The sequence below is a fragment of the Lacticaseibacillus saniviri JCM 17471 = DSM 24301 genome, from assembly GCF_001311785.1.
GTDB lineage: Bacteria > Bacillota > Bacilli > Lactobacillales > Lactobacillaceae > Lacticaseibacillus > Lacticaseibacillus saniviri.
This window is the reverse complement of record NZ_BBBX01000009.1, coordinates 1-17099: the sequence shown is the minus strand read 5'-3', so window position 1 is coordinate 17099 and position 17099 is coordinate 1. Positions and strand designations below refer to the sequence as shown.

At 48.6% G+C, this 17099-nt stretch carries 7 protein-coding genes and 8 pseudogenes; all 15 read left to right on the top strand.

Features of this window, described 5'->3' with window-relative positions; all coding sequences use genetic code 11:
* Positions 1–73 precede the first annotated feature (73 nt).
* Positions 74–949, top strand: coding sequence for a translation elongation factor Ts (gene tsf, locus JCM17471_RS05910; RefSeq protein ID WP_054777185.1), 876 nt, complete (start codon positions 74–76; stop codon positions 947–949).
* 150 nt (positions 950–1099) lie between these two features.
* Complete coding sequence (pyrH, locus tag JCM17471_RS05905) at positions 1100–1819, top strand: UMP kinase (RefSeq protein WP_054777237.1); 720 nt, start codon at positions 1100–1102, stop codon at positions 1817–1819.
* A gap of 3 nt (positions 1820–1822) precedes the next feature.
* Positions 1823–2380 (top strand): ribosome recycling factor, encoded by a 558-nt coding sequence (gene frr, locus JCM17471_RS05900; protein ID WP_054777184.1) that lies wholly within the window; start codon positions 1823–1825, stop codon positions 2378–2380.
* A 168-nt stretch (positions 2381–2548) separates the two neighbouring features.
* Positions 2549–3316 (top strand): undecaprenyl pyrophosphate synthase, encoded by a 768-nt coding sequence (gene uppS / locus JCM17471_RS05895; protein WP_054777183.1) that lies wholly within the window; start codon positions 2549–2551, stop codon positions 3314–3316.
* Between the two features lie 14 nt (positions 3317–3330).
* Positions 3331–4117 (top strand): annotated as a pseudogene (locus JCM17471_RS05890) (phosphatidate cytidylyltransferase).
* 15 nt (positions 4118–4132) lie between these two features.
* Positions 4133–5365, top strand: a pseudogene (gene rseP, locus JCM17471_RS05885) (RIP metalloprotease RseP); the annotation flags it as partial.
* A gap of 43 nt (positions 5366–5408) precedes the next feature.
* Positions 5409–7117, top strand: a pseudogene (locus JCM17471_RS05880) (proline--tRNA ligase).
* 86 nt (positions 7118–7203) lie between these two features.
* Positions 7204–11533: pseudogene (locus tag JCM17471_RS05875) on the top strand (PolC-type DNA polymerase III).
* A gap of 162 nt (positions 11534–11695) precedes the next feature.
* Positions 11696–12167 (top strand): annotated as a pseudogene (gene rimP / locus JCM17471_RS05870) (ribosome maturation factor RimP).
* A 42-nt stretch (positions 12168–12209) separates the two neighbouring features.
* Positions 12210–13358 (top strand): annotated as a pseudogene (nusA, locus tag JCM17471_RS05865) (transcription termination factor NusA).
* 11 nt (positions 13359–13369) lie between these two features.
* Positions 13370–13665: pseudogene (gene rnpM / locus JCM17471_RS05860) on the top strand (RNase P modulator RnpM).
* The gene (locus JCM17471_RS05855) at positions 13665–13964 is read left to right on the top strand and encodes a YlxQ-related RNA-binding protein (protein WP_054777182.1); all 300 of its coding nucleotides are present in this window, start codon (positions 13665–13667) and stop codon (positions 13962–13964) included. The pseudogene rnpM and the gene JCM17471_RS05855 overlap by 1 nt, the downstream one beginning before the upstream one ends.
* 62 nt (positions 13965–14026) lie before the next feature.
* Entirely contained in the window at positions 14027–14200 is a 174-nt protein-coding gene (locus JCM17471_RS16785; protein ID WP_439646750.1) for a hypothetical protein, read from the top strand.
* 10 nt (positions 14201–14210) lie between these two features.
* Positions 14211–16525: pseudogene (infB, locus tag JCM17471_RS05850) on the top strand (translation initiation factor IF-2).
* A gap of 11 nt (positions 16526–16536) precedes the next feature.
* The gene (gene rbfA, locus JCM17471_RS05845) at positions 16537–16884 is read left to right on the top strand and encodes a 30S ribosome-binding factor RbfA (protein ID WP_054777181.1); all 348 of its coding nucleotides are present in this window, start codon (positions 16537–16539) and stop codon (positions 16882–16884) included.
* Positions 16885–17099 lie beyond the last annotated feature (215 nt).

The following is a 17099-nucleotide window of genomic DNA, read 5'->3' as shown; positions in this document are numbered from 1 at the left end:
AAGGGTTGCCTGAAGGTTTCGCATTCTGCAGATCTGCGGACAACCCTTTTCTATCTAAAGGAGGAAATAACACATGGCAATTACTGCTGCTTTAGTTAAAGAATTACGTGACCGCACCCAAGTTGGGATGATGGACGCAAAGAAGGCCTTGGTCGCTGCTGAAGGTGACATGGAAAAGGCAATTGACGTTTTACGTGAAAAGGGCTTAGCAAAGGCTGCCAAGAAGAGCGGTAACATCGCTGCTGAAGGGCTTGCTCAAGTTGCTATCGAAGGCAATTCTGCTGCTGTTGTTGAAATCAACTCTGAAACAGACTTTGTTGCGTCTAACGACAGCTTCAAGGACTTTGTTGACGAAGTTTCCGCAACTGTTGCTGCTGAAAAGCCAGCCGACATGGATGCTGCTTTGAAGCTCGACATCAAGGGTCAAACAATCGATGAAACAGCGAAGTCATTGACTGCTGTTATCGGTGAAAAGATCAACTTCCGTCGTTTCCAACTCGAAACAAAGAATGATGGCGATGTCTTTGGTAAGTACTTACACAACGGTGGCCAAATCGCTGTGTTAGTTACACTTGAAGGCGCTGATGAAGAAACAGCTCGCGACGTTGCAATGCACGTTGCTGCTGTTAACCCTCGTTATGTGACTCGCGACCAAGTGCCAGCCGATGTTTTAGATCACGAAAAGCAAGTTGTGACTGAAGAAACAAAGAACGAAGGCAAGCCAGAAAAGATCATTCCTAAGATCGTTGAAGGCCGGATGAACAAGTTCCTGAGCGAAATTTCCTTGGTTGACCAAGAATTCGTTAAGGATACTGACATGACTGTCGGCCAATACGTTGAAAGCAAGGGTGGCAAGGTTAAGAACTTTGTCCGCTTTGAAGTCGGCGAAGGGATCGAAAAGAAGACTAATGACTTTGCTGAAGAAGTTATGGGTCAGATTAAAGATTAATTGATTCCTAAAAAGAGTCGTGACGAATGCCACGACTCTTTTTTTGCGGTGTAAACGCCTGCGAGCGACCGATGGACTGCTTTTGGCAGTGCCGCGGCGCTTGGAATATGTTAAACTAGGAGCAGCTAGAAAACGAGAGGAATGGAATTCATGGTCAAATATAAGCGTATTGTGTTGAAAGTGAGCGGTGAAGCCTTAGCCGGTGAAAAAGGATTTGGGATCAACCCACCTGTTATCGCCTCTGTTGCCAAGGAAATTAAGGCAGTGCACGATTTAGGGGTACAAGTTGCCATCGTTGTCGGTGGCGGTAACATCTGGCGTGGTCAAATCGGTGCCGAAATGGGCATGGAACGCGCCCAAGCGGATTACATGGGCATGCTCGCCACGGTCATGAATTCATTGGCCCTGCAAGACAGTTTAGAAAACATTGATGTGCCAACACGGGTCCAAACATCAATCGAAATGCGTCAAATTGCGGAACCATATATTCGCCGCAAGGCAGTTCGGCATCTGGAAAAGGGTCGCGTCGTGATTTTTGCGGCCGGGACAGGGAACCCTTACTTCAGTACAGATACGACAGCGGCATTACGTGCGGCTGAAATCGATGCTGACGTGATTCTGATGGCGAAGAACAACGTTGACGGTGTGTACTCAGCTGATCCAAACAAGGATGCTGAAGCGATTAAGTTTGACTCATTGAGTCATCTCGACATCATCAACAAGGATCTCAAGGTCATGGACACCACAGCGAGCTCCTTGTCGATGGACAACGACATTCCACTGGTTGTCTTCAACTTAAATGAAGCTAATAACATCAAGCGTGTTGTCGAAGGCGAAAACATCGGCACCACGATTAAAGGGAGAGAATAATTTATGGCTAACGAAGTCATTGAACAAGCCAAGGCAACAATGGTTAAGTCCGAAGAAGCCTTGCAACGTGAATTGGGCAATATCCGTGCCGGCCGTGCCAATGCGAGTCTGTTAAACCGGATTAGCGTGGAGTACTACGGTGCACCAACGCCATTGAACCAAATGGCAGCCATTACCATTCCTGAACCTCGTGTTTTGATGGTGACACCATACGATAAGTCCGTTTTGAAGGACATCGAAGCAGCAATTAATATGAGTGATCTGGGCATTAACCCTGCCAACGATGGTTCTGTTATCCGCTTAGTGATTCCACAATTAACCGGGGATCGGCGTAAGGAATTGGCTAAGGAAGTCGGCAAATACGCCGAAACAGCCAAAATTGCGGTTCGTAACATTCGCCGTGATGCCTTGGATACTTTGAAGAAACAACAAAAGGTGTCTGAAATCACTGAAGATGAATTGCATAAGTTTGAAAAAGATATGCAAGATGTGACTGACCAAGCGACCAAGCGGATTGATGAAATCGCCGCCGCGAAGGAAAAAGAAATCACTGAAGGCTAATCGATGAGCGCCACAAAAAACAGAGTGATCGCTGTTGACGAGACGTTACGTTTTGTCACGGTGCTGGCTCTGTTTTTTGTTGTTACTGGAATCTCGACCTTGCTCTAGCGGCATTGCTGATTCTTTACTTTTTTAACCGTAGCTTTTCTGCTACAATCAATAAAGATTATGAACAAGGAGGGGAACTGTGTGTTCTCAAAGAAACCAGCCCCAACGATTGATTCAAACCGGATACCGGCACACATTGCCATCATCATGGATGGTAATGGCCGGTGGGCAAAAAAACGACTGTTGCCGCGCATTGCTGGTCACAAGCAAGGCATGGAAAATGTCAAAGTGATCACCAAGGCAGCCAGTCGGATGGGTGTGAAGGCGTTGACCCTATACGCTTTTTCAACCGAGAATTGGAAGCGGCCGAACGATGAGGTCGGCTATTTGATGCGGCTACCGGTCGATTTCTTTGATGCGTTCATGCCGGAGTTGATTGAAGAGAATGTGCGCGTGCATGTGATGGGATATCTTGACGACCTGCCGGAGGCGACCAAGAAGGCTGCCCTGAAGGCGATGGCGGATACCGCACAGAACACGGGCATGATTCTGAATTTTGCACTCAATTATGGCAGTCGCAGTGAGATTCTGGATGCGGCGCGCCAGTTAGCTCAGGATGTGCAAGCGGGTACCATTACCACAGACCAAATCGATGAGGCACATTTTGATGCGGCATTGATGACCGCGCCACTGGGTGAACTCGCTGATCCGGATTTGGTCATTCGCACGAGTGGCGAGGAACGCATTTCGAACTTTTTACTCTGGCAAATGGCGTACAGCGAGTTGGTCTTTACCGACGCGCTTTGGCCAGATTTCACGCCGGAGCAACTCGATCAAGCAGTACTCGAGTATCAAGCACGTGACCGCCGTTTTGGCGGATTGAAGTAGGTGGAGGCAGACAAATGAGACAACGTGTAATTACGGCCGTCGTGGCCCTGATCATTTTTATTCCGATTTTAATTGCTGGTGGGGTGTGGCTAGAGATTGCCGCAGCCGTACTGGCCTTGGTAGCACTCTCTGAAGTGTTCATCATGCGCAAGCGCATTTTGGTATCAATTGAATTCGTGGTGGCGGCGCTAGGGCTGCTCGTACTCGTATGCCGAGTTCGTATCTGTCCTGGCTGCCCAATCACCTGGATCGACTCGATCTGTTCTACGTGTTCGTGGCGGCGCTGTTACTGGTGACCGTGGCGACGAAGAATCGGACCACATTTGATGATGCCGGTATCAGTACGCTAGCCATGGTTTATATCGGAATCGGCTTCCATGGACTCATCATGGCCCGTAACGATGCCGGCCTCGATACCTTAATGTACGCATTGTTGACCGTTTGGCTCACCGATAGTGGCGCCTACATATTCGGTCGGATGCTTGGCAAACACAAGCTTTGGCCAGCCATCAGCCCGAACAAGACTTGGGAAGGCAGTCTGGGTGGTGTGTTATCCGCATTAGTCTTTGCGGCCATCTATCTGCAATTCTTCCCTCAAGTCTATAGTTTCTGGACAATGCTGTTGATTACATTGGTCTTATCTGTTGTGGGTCAACTCGGGGACTTGGTCGAATCCGCCTTAAAGCGGTATTACGATGTCAAAGACTCCGGTAAATTTTACCGGGACACGGTGGGATTTTGGATCGCTTCGACAGCTTATTGTTTGTCCTACCATTCTTGCATTTACTGGGAATCGTTTAATCAAGGAGGCCTTTGATGACTACCATCATTGCGTTTATTATCATATTTGGGATTCTCGTGATTGTGCACGAATTCGGCCATTATTTCTTCGCTAAGCGCTCAGGAATCTTGGTTCGCGAGTTTTCCGTCGGTATGGGACCTAAGTTATTAGCGTTTCGCCGCAACAACACGACCTACACGCTGCGATTATTGCCGCTGGGTGGTTATGTGCGGATGGCCGGTTGGCAAGATGAAGACGATGAAATCAAACCAGGAACACAACTCACGCTTGAAACCAATCCAACTGGTGAAGTGACTCGCATCAACACCAGTGACAAGGTAACACTGCAGGGTGGGATTCCCGTGCAGGTCAGCCACGTCGATCTGGTCAATGATTTGGTGGTTGAAGGTTACGAGAACGGTGACGAGTCTGAATTGAAGACTTGGCACGTGAATCACGATGCCACTATTATCGAGTCGGATGGGACGGAAGTTGTGATTGCGCCCGCTGATGTTCAATTTCAAAATGCCAGCATCGGCAAGCGGATCATGACCAATTTTGCCGGGCCAATGAATAACTTTATCTTGGCGATTCTGGCTTTCATGGTGGTCGGTTTCATGACCGGGGTGCAGCAACTCGATAGTAATGCGGTTCAGGTGGTCGCGAGTGAACCAGCAGCAAAGGCTGGACTCAAGACCAATGACCACATCACGGCCATTAACGGCAAAAAAATGAAAGACTACAACGCCATTTTGACGGCGTTGAGCAAGAAACAAAAATCAGTCACGCTGACGATTGCACAAGGCAAACAAGATAAGACCTTAACCGTCAAGCCAACCAAGGACGGCAAAATCGGTGTCATGCCCATTGTGGATCACAGTCCAATGGCCGCAATCAAATACGGCTTCACGCAGACCTGGTTCATGGGCACGCGGATTTTATCCGAGCTCAAATCGATGGTGACCGGTGGCTTCTCACTGAACAAGTTAGCGGGGCCAGTCGGCATCTACACGATGACTAGCCAATTTGCCTCACAGGGATTCATCTCATTGGTGTTCTTCCTTGGATTCCTGAGCGTCAACTTGGGGATTATCAACTTAGTGCCTATCCCAATGCTTGATGGCGGTAAGATTGTCATCAACTTAATCGAATTGGTCCGCGGTAAGCCATTACCACGTGAACGCGAAGGGGTCATCACCCTGATTGGGGTCGGCATCATGGTCGCATTAATGGTGGCCGTGACAATCAACGATATTATGCGAATTTTTAAAACATGTGGTCCGCCACACGAGTTAATTTGGAGGGTGTTCAATGAAACAGTCACGTATGTTTATTCCTACAGAAAAAGAAGTGCCAAATTCGGCCGAAGCCAAGTCGCATCAAATGATGTTGCGCTCTGGGTTTGTGCGTCAGGTCAGCGCCGGCGTGTATGCCTATTTGCCATTGGCACAACGCGTCTTAACGAAGATTGAAGCGATTGTCGATGACGAAATGCAGCAGATGGACGCTGTCAAAATGACGATGCCCGCCTTACTGCCAGCAGAATTATGGCGCGAATCCGGTCGTTACGATACGTATGGTGAAAACTTGTTCAAGTTGAAGGATCGCCACGATCGCGACTTCATCTTGGGTCCAACCCATGAAGAAACCTTCACGGATATGATTCGTAATGAGTTGAAATCCTACAAGCGGATGCCTTTGGTGCTCTATCAAATTCAGGAAAAATTCCGTGACGAAGATCGTCCTCGTTATGGATTGTTACGTGGTCGGGAATTCATCATGCAGGATGCGTATTCCTTCACGGCAAATGAAACCGATTTGGATACCATTTATCGCCAGATGGAACGGGCATACACCAATATCTTCAATCGATTGGGCCTAGATTACCGGGTCATCATCGGTGATGGCGGTGCCATGGGTGGTAAGGATAGTAAGGAATTCTCAGCGATTGCTGAAATCGGTGAGGATACCATCGTCTACTCCGATGCCTCTGACTATGCGGCTAATCTTGAAATGGCGACCGCAATGAGTATGCCTAAGCGGACGCATGATCCAGAAGCTGAACTTACCGTGGTGGATACAGCCGATGCCAAGACGATTGAAGAAGTCAGCGGTTTCTTGAACGTGTCAGCTGACAAAATCATCAAGTCTGTCCTATTTATGGCGGATGGTGCGCCGGTCTTAGCGCTTGTTCGTGGGGACTATGAAGTCAACGATGTGAAGTTGAAGAACTTGCTGGATGTTGACACGTTAGAAATGGCGAGCCCAGAAGAAGTGAGCCAATACATGCATGCCGAAATCGGCAACATTGGCCCCGTCAATATTGACAAGGATATTCGCATCATTGCCGATAAGAGCGTGGACGATGTGCAAAACATGGTGGCGGGTGCGAACCAACCACATAGCCATTACTTGAACGTCAATAGTGGCCGTGATTACACACCAGAAACGGTTGCTGACATTCGTTTCGTTACTGAGGGTGAAGTGTCACCCGATGGCGAAGGTGTCTTACACTTCACCAAGGGGATTGAAATTGCCCACATCTTTAAGTTGGGGACACGCTACACAGAAGCATTGAATGCGAACTTCTTAGATGAGAATGGCCGCAGCCATCCAATCATCATGGGTTCTTATGGGATCGGTGTTTCTCGCTTGCTGTCAGCGATTGCCGAACAACGCCTGGATGAACACGGTTTGATCTGGCCAAAGAACATTGCGCCATTTGCGGTGCACGTGATTCCGGTCAACATCAAAAAAGACGATCAACGGGATTTGGCAAACGAAGTCGATCAATTGCTTGAAGACGCTGGCTACAGTGTGCTCTTGGACGATCGTAACGAACGCCCTGGGGTGAAGTTGCGGATTCCGATTTGATTGGGGTGCCGATTCGTGTCACCGTGGGTAAGAAAGCTGAAGACGAAATCGTTGAAGTGAAGTTACGCAAGACCGGTGAGACACTTGAAGTGAAGAAAGACGAACTGATCAATTCAATTAAGATTTTAATGGATCAACTGGACTAATCGAACGAGAAAGGAGAGAGGGTGCGACAAACCGTGTGTTTGGTCGACACCCTCTTTCTGACTCATCAAAAGAAAGGATGCAAATCGTGGCACTTTCAACCCATGAAATGTTTGACAAATTACTCGAACAATTAGCACTGCCGGATGATGTGACGAATTATCCAGGTTTTCAAACGGCAACGATTGAGCGCGTCATCGTGCACCAACAATCGCGACGCTACGAATTCACATTTGGTTTCGACGCGATCCTACCGTTCACGCTCTTCAGTCAGTTCGCCACCCAACTCGAACTGGCCTTCAAAGAGATTGCCGCTGTTGACTTCAATATCCAGGTGCAACATCCTGAAATCAGCGAAGCCTTGCTTGCCGGCTACTGGCAGTACGTGGTGGATCATGCCGGCATTGCATCCGGTATGGTTCGCGAGCTTTGCGACAAACAAGTCCCACAGCTACAAGATGAACGCGTGGTGCTCACAGCAGAGAATGAACCCGTGCGTCAGTTCTTAATCAATCAAGGTATTGGTAAGCTCGAAGAGAGTTATCAACGTGTGGGTTTCAGTAATTTGCGCATCACGACCTTGGTCGATGAAGGCGAATCGGAGGCCAAATTGGCAGCATTTAAGGCGCAAAAAGCGGAAGAAACAGCCGCATTGGCGCAAAAGGCTGCTGAAAGCATTAAAGAAAAGGCCAAAGTTCAGGCGGACAATCCTGTTGGTCCGATTCAATTAGGGCGGCCACTCAAGTTGAGCGATCCGACCCAACAGATGATTACAATCATGCAAGAAGAGCGCTCTGTGATGATTGAAGGTTATGTCTTCGATGTCGAAGTGCGGTCATTGCGGTCCAACCGGAAATTGCTGATTATCAAGGTGACCGATTATACATCCTCATTTGTGGTCAAAAATTCAGTAACGGGGCTGACGATGAAGCGATTTTTGACGCCATTAAAAAGGGCATGTGGCTTCGCATCCGCGGTAGCGTCCAAGAAGATAATTACTCACGTGAGTTGACCGTCAATGCGCAGGATATGATGGAAGTCAAACACGCCAAGCGCACCGACAATGTCGAAGGCGATAAGCGTATCGAACTCCACGCGCACACCAACATGAGCCAGATGGATGCAATTAGCCCCATCAGCGATTACGTCAATCAGGCTCAGGCTTGGGGACACACCGCCATTGCCGTGACGGATCATGCGACCTTGCAGGCGTATCCTGAAGCGCACAGTGCTGCTAAGAAGGCAGGCCTCAAAATGCTGTATGGGGTCGAAATCAACCTTGTCGATGATGGCACGCCGGTCGCTTATCAGGATTCAGAACCGATTGAACTCGAAAGCGCCGAATACGTTGTCTTTGACGTGGAAACCACTGGGTTATCGGCTGTTTACGATAAGGTGATTGAACTGGCTGCCGTGAAGATGAAGGATGGCCAGGTCATCGATTCCTTTGAAGAGATGATTGATCCCGGCTTCCCATTATCAGAGTTCACGATTAATTTGACCCATATCACCGACGAGATGGTTCACGGTTCCAAGTCCGAAGAAGAAGTCTTCCGACTGTTTCACGAGTTTACGACGGGCACCATCATGGCTGGGCATAATGTCACCTTCGATGTGGGCTTCATCAACGCCGGTTATGAACGCATGGCATGCCAAAAATCGATAATCCCGTGATTGATACCTTGGAATTCTCGCGGATGTTACATCCTGAACGCAAGAATCATAGGCTGGACACGTTGACCAAGGCGTATCAGATCAGCCTGGAGAATCATCACCGGGCCAATGCCGATGCGGAAGCGACCGGGTATCTGATGTACGCTTTGGAGAAGGAAGCGGCCAAGACCTATGGCATGACCAAGTTGAATCAGTTGAATAATCACGTCGGGGAAAATGACGCGTATAAGACCAGTCGGCCGAGTCACGCGATTGTCTTAGCACAAACGCAGGCCGGCTTGAAGAATCTATTCAAGCTGGTGTCAGCATCGATGGTGCAATACTATTACCGTGTGCCGCGGGTGCCACGCAGTCAGCTCCAGAAGCTGCGTGAGGGCCTGATTGTCGGTTCCGCCTGTGATAACGGCGAAGTCTTCACCGCGATGATGCAAAAAGGATATGCGGACGCGGCCGAAAAAGCTAAGTTCTATGATTATCTCGAAGTGCAGCCACCAGCTGTGTACCAACCACTGATTGAGGCGCAATTGATTCAAGGGGATGCGCACCTGCAGGACATCTTAAAGAAGATTATCCAGATCGGGCAGGAGCAGGAAAAGCCAGTGGTCGCCACCGGGGATGTGCACTACCTCGATGAACACGATGCGATTTACCGCAAGATCTTGATTCACAGTCAAGGTGGGGCTAATCCACTGAATCGCCACAGTCTGCCCGATGTTCATTTCCGCTCGACAGAAGAAATGCTGAACGAATTCAGTTGGTTAGGTGAAGACCTGGCGCACAAAATCGTTGTTGAGAATACGCATGTTGTTGCCGATTGGATCGATGGCGATATTACGCCCGTGAAAGACAAGCTCTACACACCAAAGATTGACGGTGTTGAAGAGAATCTGAAAAACGATGTCATGACTCGGGCCTATGCCGAATACGGCAATCCCTTGCCCGAAATCGTGGCGGCGCGGTTAGATAAGGAAATGAAGAGTATTATCGGGAACGGGTTCTCGGTGATCTACAACATCGCGCAACGACTGGTATTGAAGAGTAACAAGGACGGCTACTTGGTTGGTTCTCGGGGGTCTGTCGGGTCAAGTCTGGCGGCAACCATGTCAGGTATCACGGAAGTTAACCCATTGCCACCGCATTATCGCTGTCCCAACTGTCAGTACTCCGAATTCTTCACTAAGGGTGAGATTGGTTCCGGCTATGATTTGCCCGATAAGAATTGCCCAAATTGTGGCACGACATTGATTAAAGACGGTCACGATATCCCATTTGAAACCTTCTTGGGCTTCCACGGGGACAAGGTGCCAGATATCGATCTGAACTTCTCCGGTGACTATCAACCTGTGGCACATAACTACATCAAGGTGTTGTTCGGGGAACATAACGCGTTTCGTGCTGGGACAATCGGGACCGTCGCGGATAAGACCGCTTATGGGTATGTCAAAGCGTATGAACGCGATACGGGGCAGATGTTCCGTGGCGCTGAAATCGATCGATTGGCAAAGGGTGCCACGGGTGTGAAGCGCACTACCGGGCAGCATCCGGCCGGGATTTTGATTGTGCCCGACTACATGGATATCTACGATTTCACGCCGATTCAGTATCCGGCCGATGATCAGAATGCGGCATGGATGACCACGCACTTTGATTTCCATTCGATTCACGATAACATCCTCAAAATGGATGTGCTGGGACATGATGACCCCACCATGATTCGTATGCTTCAGGATCTGACTGGGGTTGATCCCCAGACCATTCCAACGGATGATCCCGGTGTCATGGGTCTGTTCTCGGGAACTGAGACATTAGGCGTCACACCTGATCAAATCAATTCAAAGATGGGGACACTCGGTATTCCGGAATTCGGGACGCGATTTGTCCGCGGGATGTTAGAAGAAACCAAGCCAACGACCTTCTCTGAATTGCTGCAGATTTCTGGTCTGTCTCACGGGACGGATGTGTGGTTAGGCAACGCTGAAGAGTTGATTCAGCAGGGCGTGGTCACCCTGAAAGACGTTATCGGCTGTCGTGATAACATCATGATGGACTTGATTCACTGGGGGATGGATGACTCGATGGCGTTTAACATCATGGAACACGTGCGTAAAGGCCGTGGGATTCCGGATGATTGGCAACAGGCCATGCGTGAAAACGAGAATGTGCCGGATTGGTACATCGAGTCTTGCCTCAAAATTAAGTACATGTTCCCAAAGGCCCACGCCACCGCGTATATCTTGATGGCGCTGCGAATCGCCTGGTTTAAGGTCTACTTCCCACTGGTTTACTATGCCGCATATTTCTCTGTGCGGGCTGAAGACTTCGATCTGGTCGCGATGAGTCGCGGCAAGGACGCTGTGAAGGCTGCCATGAAGGAAATCACCGACAAAGGGATGGAAGCTTCAACCAAGGAAAAGAACCTGTTAACCGTACTCGAGATTGCTAACGAGTGCTTGGAACGTGGCTTCAAGATTCAGATGGTGGACGTCGACAAGTCCGATTCTCACGACTTCACAATTGTGGATGATCACACGATTCTGGCCCCATTCCGGGCTGTTCCTGGACTCGGTGACAACGTGGCAAAGCAGATCGTGTCTGCGCGTGAAGAACGCCCATTCCTGTCAAAGGAAGACTTGGCTAATCGCGGGAAAGTCTCTAAGACACTGATCGATTATTTGACCGATAATCACGTGATTGACAACCTGCCTGACGAGAATCAGTTGTCGTTATTTGATAACATGTTCTAAATCACCACAGTTGGCGGTATATCAAGGCTCGATTTGCATTTCTTGGCAAAACGTGCTATATTTAATAGCAGTAATAAGACTTCGGCGGGAGTGAGCAGCGATGCTCACTCTTTTTATTGCCAGGCTACTCACAGTCAATTTAGTAAAGAAGGAGGGGATGGTTTGAGTACGGTCGTCGAAACGGTTACCGCATTAGTCAATCCAATCCTTGATGAACATCATTTTTACCTAGCAGATTTGGAATTTGTCAAGGAGGGAGCAAGCTGGTTCCTTCGCGTTTACATTGATAAGCCGGGCGGGATTACTCTTGAGGAATGTGTTTTGGTTAGCGAAGCACTTTCCGAAAGTTAGATGAGCAAGATCCAGATCCCATTCCGCAAGCTTACTTCCTTGAGGTATCCAGCCCTGGTGCTGAACGCCCATTGAAGACAGCGGAAGACTTTGAACACGCGGTGGGCAGTTATATCCACATTTCACTGTTCAAAAAGTGAAGGGTCAGAAAGTCTTTGAGGGAACCCTCAAGGATCTCACCGATACAGAATTCACACTTGCCATGAAGATCAAGGGTCGACCAGTTGAACAAACGTTTACCCGCGATGAAGTCGCGATGGCGCGGCTGGCAATCGAATTTTAAATAAGGATTTGCGAATAATCATGACAAAAGGAAGGAACCAACATGTCAAAGGAAATGATTGAAGCACTTGACGCTTTAGAAGTTGAAAAAGGGGTCAAGAAAGAAGTCGTTGTTGAAGCACTTGAAGCGGCTTTGGAATCTGCTTACAAACGCAATTACAATCAAGCACCAAACGTGGAAGTCACGTTTGATCAAAACAGGGTGATATCCACGTTTATGCGGTTAAGGAAGTCACCGAAGAAGTTTTTGATTCACGGCTTGAAGTCAGCTTAAAAGACGCACTGTTGATCAATCGCGCTTACGAAATTGGCGACGAGATTCGGTTTGAAGTCACGCCGAAGGATTTTGGTCGAATCGCCGCCCAAACAGCCAAGCAAGTGATTATGCAACGTGTTCGTGAAGCTGAACGTAGCATTGTCTATGATGAATATTCACAATATGAGAATGAAATCATGCAGGGTGTGGTTGACGTCGTGATAATAAGTTATCTACGTCAACCTGGGCAAAATCGAAGCGGTATTGGGCAAGCAAGATCAAATGCCTAATGAAAACTACGAATCCCATGACCGCATCAAGGTTTATGTGACGAAGGTCGAAAACACCAGCAAGGGCCCACAAGTCTTTGTTAGTCGCACCAACCCTGGACTTGTGAAGCGTTTGTTTGAACAAGAAGTGCCAGAAATTTTTGATGGCGTGGTTGAAATCGTTGGCGTTGCGCGCGAAGCAGGTGATCGCACCAAGATTGCCGTTCGTGCCACCAATCCGAACGTGGATGCCGTTGGGACCACTGTTGGCCCTAAGGGGAACCGTGTCCAGGCCGTTGTTAACGAATTATCCGGTGAAAACATGGATGTCGTGCAATGGGAAGAGAATCCTTCCGACTTTATTGCAAATGCCTTGAACCCAGCGCAAGTCATTGCGGTTCAATTCAATGACGAAGACAACGAACGGGCTTGCACAGTGATTGTGCCAGACTATCAATTGTCATTAGCCATCGGTAAGAAGGGGCAAAATGCTCGCCTTGCTGCCAAGTTGACCGGGTATAAGATCGACATCAAGCCTGAATCCGAAGTTGAATTTGTGGATGATGATGAGGTGAATAACGACACAGAAGATGCCACACCAGCAGCAACTACCGCTGATGCGACACCTGTGGCGGACACACCAACTGAATCAGAAACCAACGAATAGGAGTGAGCGCAGTGAAGCAACGTAAAGTGCCGATGCGTAAAGACCTACTGACCAATGAAATGCGACCAAAAAAGGAACTGGTGCGGATTGTGCGCGTGGATGAAGCCACTGTTGCTATCGATCCAACCGGCAAACAAGCGGGTCGGGGTGCTTATGTGGCCCTCGATCCTGAGGCCGTTAAGGGTGCTGCCAAGAAGCATCTGATTGAGAGTGCATTGAGCGTTAAGCTCGATCCGGATTTTATCAGGAGCTCTTTGACTATGTGGATCATCAAAAGGCGCGCCAAGAACTTTTTGGAGCCAAGTGATGCCAAACAAACAAGCACTCAACTTGTTGGGATTAGCCAAACGGGCCGGTAAGCTTGAGACGGGTGAAGGATTCGTCCTGAAGGCCATCACCAAGAGTACCGCCAAATTGGTTTTCGTCGCCCAAGATGCCAGTGAGAATACGCGTAAGAAAATAACGGATAAAAGCAGTTTTTATCAGGTTCCAGTCCAATCGCCGTTTACCGCCGCTGAACTTTCAGATGCGATCGGTGCGAAGCGATCGTTAATCGCGGTAACTGATGCGGGATTTGCGCAGAAACTAATCAAACTGCTGACCTAAATAAACAGGGAGCGTGAAGATATGGGCAAAAACGTGTCTATGAATTTGCAAAAGAAATTAACATGCCTAGTAAGACTGTCATCGAGGCAGCCAAGAAGCAAGGCATCGACTTTAAAAATCACATGTCCACAATGGACGATACTCAAGAAAAAATTGCGGGGGGCGTTGAACGCGGCAACAAAGCAAACCACACCACAACCAGCGACAAAACCAGCTCAACATGCATCAAATGGTGAAAAGACCAAGATTAGTCGGTCTGCCATTCGACCAGCTGCTAAGAGCCAGAGCACAAGTCATGCACCTCAAGGCCAACAATCACGGCCACAAGGTAACAGCAATAACCGACCACAAAACAACAGCAACAATAACAACAACCGGTCCGGTCAGAGCCAAAACTCACGACCACAAGGCCAATCCCAAAACCGGCCTGCTAGTCAGGGTCAAAGTCGGCCACAAGGTAACAGCAACAACCGGCCACAAAATAATAACAACAGCCGACCACAGAGCAACAACACGAGTCGGCCACAGAATAACAACTCCAATAACAACAATAGTCGGCCACAACGGTCTAACGATGCGCGCCCAGCAGCCCGCACTGACAACCGGTCACAAGGCCAATCACAAAACCGTTCCCAATCAAGCAGCAACAATAACCGCTATGGGAACAACAATAACAATCGTATGGTAACAGTAACGGTTACAACGGCGGCAACAATAACCGTCGTCGCAACAACAAGAAGAATCGTCGTCAACAATCACAACAACCTAAGAAGGTTATGCCAGCACGTAAGGATCGGCCATTACCAGAAACACTGATCTATACAGTTGGGATGAACGCGCAAGACTTGGGTAAGATCTTACACCGTGAACCAACGGAATTGATCAAGAAGTTGTTCATGTTAGGCGTAATGGTTAACCAAAACCAAAGTCTGGATAAGGACACCATCGAACTGCTCGCTGAAGACTACGGGATCAAGGCTGAAGAAAAGGTTGAAGAAGATATCACTGATATCGATTCTGTCTTTGAAGCAGAAACCGAAAACACGGCGAACTTAGTTGGTCGGCCACCAGTTGTTACCATCATGGGTCACGTTGACCATGGTAAGACAACCCTGCTCGATAACCTCCGTCACTCACACGTGACCGAAGGCGAAGCCGGTGGGATTACGCAACATATCGGTGCTTACCAAGTTAAGTTGAACGATCGTTTGATCACATTCCTGGATACCCCAGGGCACGCGGCCTTCACTAACATGCGGGCACGTGGGGCAGACATCACTGACATTATTGTGTTAGTTGTTGCTGCTGATGATGGTGTCATGCCACAAACAATCGAAGCGATTAATCACGCCAAGGCTGCACATGCGCCAATTATTGTCGCGGTGAACAAGATCGATAAGCCGGGTGCAAATCCTAACCACGTTATGGAACAACTCGCTGAATACGAATTGATTCCTGAATCATGGGGTGGCGATACCATTTTCGTTGAAATTTCAGCGAAGTTTGGTAAGAACATCGACGAATTACTCGAAATGATCTTGCTCGAATCCGATGTGCTCGAATTGAAGGCTAACCCTGATCAAAAAGCGGTTGGTACTGTTATCGAAGCGCGTCTGGATAAGGGTAAGGGCCCAATCACAACCCTCTTGGTTCAACAAGGGACGTTGCATGTTGGTGACCCAATCGTTGTCGGGAACACATTCGGTCGTGTCCGGGTCATGACCAATGATCGTGGGCGTCGGGTTAAGGAAGCTGCACCATCAACACCAGTCGAAATCACTGGGTTGAACGATGTGCCACAATCCGCTGATCGTTTCGTTGTCTTTGACGATGAAAAGACCGCCCGTGCCGCTGGTGAAGAACGTGCTAAGCGTGCCATTGATAAGGAACGTCAAAACACAACCCACGTGACCCTTGATAACTTGTTTGAATCAATGAGGCAAGGTCAAGTCAAGGAAGTCGACGTCATCATCAAGGGTGATGTTCAAGGTTCTGTTGAAGCATTGGCTGGTAGCTTACGTAAGATCGAAGTTGAAGGCGTCCGCGTCAACATCATTCACCAAGCCGTTGGTGCGATTAACGAAAGCGATGTGACCTTGGCTTCCGCAAGTAACGCGATTATTATCGGGTTCAACGTGCGGCCAACGCCACAAGCTAAGATTCAAGCTGATTCAGAAGATGTCGATATTCGCTTGCACCGTGTCATCTATAAGGCAATCGAAGAAATCGAATCTGCGATGAAGGGCTTGCTCGAACCAGTCTACGAAGAAAAGGTGATCGGTTCACTCACTGTGCGTGAAACCATCAACGTTTCTAAGATTGGGACCGTTGCTGGTGCCATCGTCGATACGGGTTACATCACACGTGATTCAGGCGTTCGCTTGATTCGTGATGGCATCGTGATCTACGAAGGCAAGTTAGCATCACTGCGTCGCTTCAAGGATGACGTTAAGGAAGTTCGTCAAGGCTTCGAATTAGGGCTGACGATTGAAAACTATAACGACATCAAGATTGACGACCAGATTGAAGCCTACACCATGGAAGAAGTGCCAGTTAAGTAGGGGGAAGCAATATGAAACACCGCATTGAACGGGTTGAAACCCAAATTCAACGCGAAATCGATGACATTATCTTAAAGGATGTCAACGATCCTCGCGTTCAAGGCGTCACAATTACAGGCGTGAAGCTGACTGGTGACTTACAACAAGCCACTGTCTACTTTAGCGTGTTGAGTGAAAAAGCCAGCGATGTCCAAGCAACCCAAGCGGGACTGGACAAAGCACGCGGTTTAATTCGCCGTGAAGTGGCGCAACGTATTCGTTTGTTCAAGGTGCCAGAAATCACTTTTGTGCAGGACGAATCCGTGCGCTATGGGTCCCACATCGACAAGTTACTTGCCGAACTGAACTCAAAAGAATAATTGCCGGACCATCCAGTAGTGTCGTGACCACTCACCAAAGAGAATCGGGGTAGCTGAGAGCCGATTGACGTCGCGAGGCGAATTACAATGGTGTCTCACACTGGCTCGGTTGACCCCGTTAGGTCACACAAGTGATGCGTTAAGCATAAGCTGGGTGGTACCGCGCAAAAACGTCCCTGTAATCATTGATTGCAGGGACGTTATTTATGCTTGAA

What these genes read in the sequence shown, in the direction of transcription:
- tsf (WP_054777185.1), top strand. Translation starts at nt 74, where the DNA reads ATGGCAATTACTGCTGCTTTAGTTAAAGAATTACGTGACCGCACCCAA.
- pyrH (WP_054777237.1), top strand. Translation starts at nt 1,100, where the DNA reads ATGGTCAAATATAAGCGTATTGTGTTGAAAGTGAGCGGTGAAGCCTTA.
- frr (WP_054777184.1), top strand. Translation starts at nt 1,823, where the DNA reads ATGGCTAACGAAGTCATTGAACAAGCCAAGGCAACAATGGTTAAGTCC.
- uppS (WP_054777183.1), top strand. Translation starts at nt 2,549, where the DNA reads ATGAACAAGGAGGGGAACTGTGTGTTCTCAAAGAAACCAGCCCCAACG.
- JCM17471_RS05855 (WP_054777182.1), top strand. Translation starts at nt 13,665, where the DNA reads ATGCCAAACAAACAAGCACTCAACTTGTTGGGATTAGCCAAACGGGCC.
- JCM17471_RS16785 (WP_439646750.1), top strand. Translation starts at nt 14,027, where the DNA reads ATGCCTAGTAAGACTGTCATCGAGGCAGCCAAGAAGCAAGGCATCGAC.
- rbfA (WP_054777181.1), top strand. Translation starts at nt 16,537, where the DNA reads ATGAAACACCGCATTGAACGGGTTGAAACCCAAATTCAACGCGAAATC.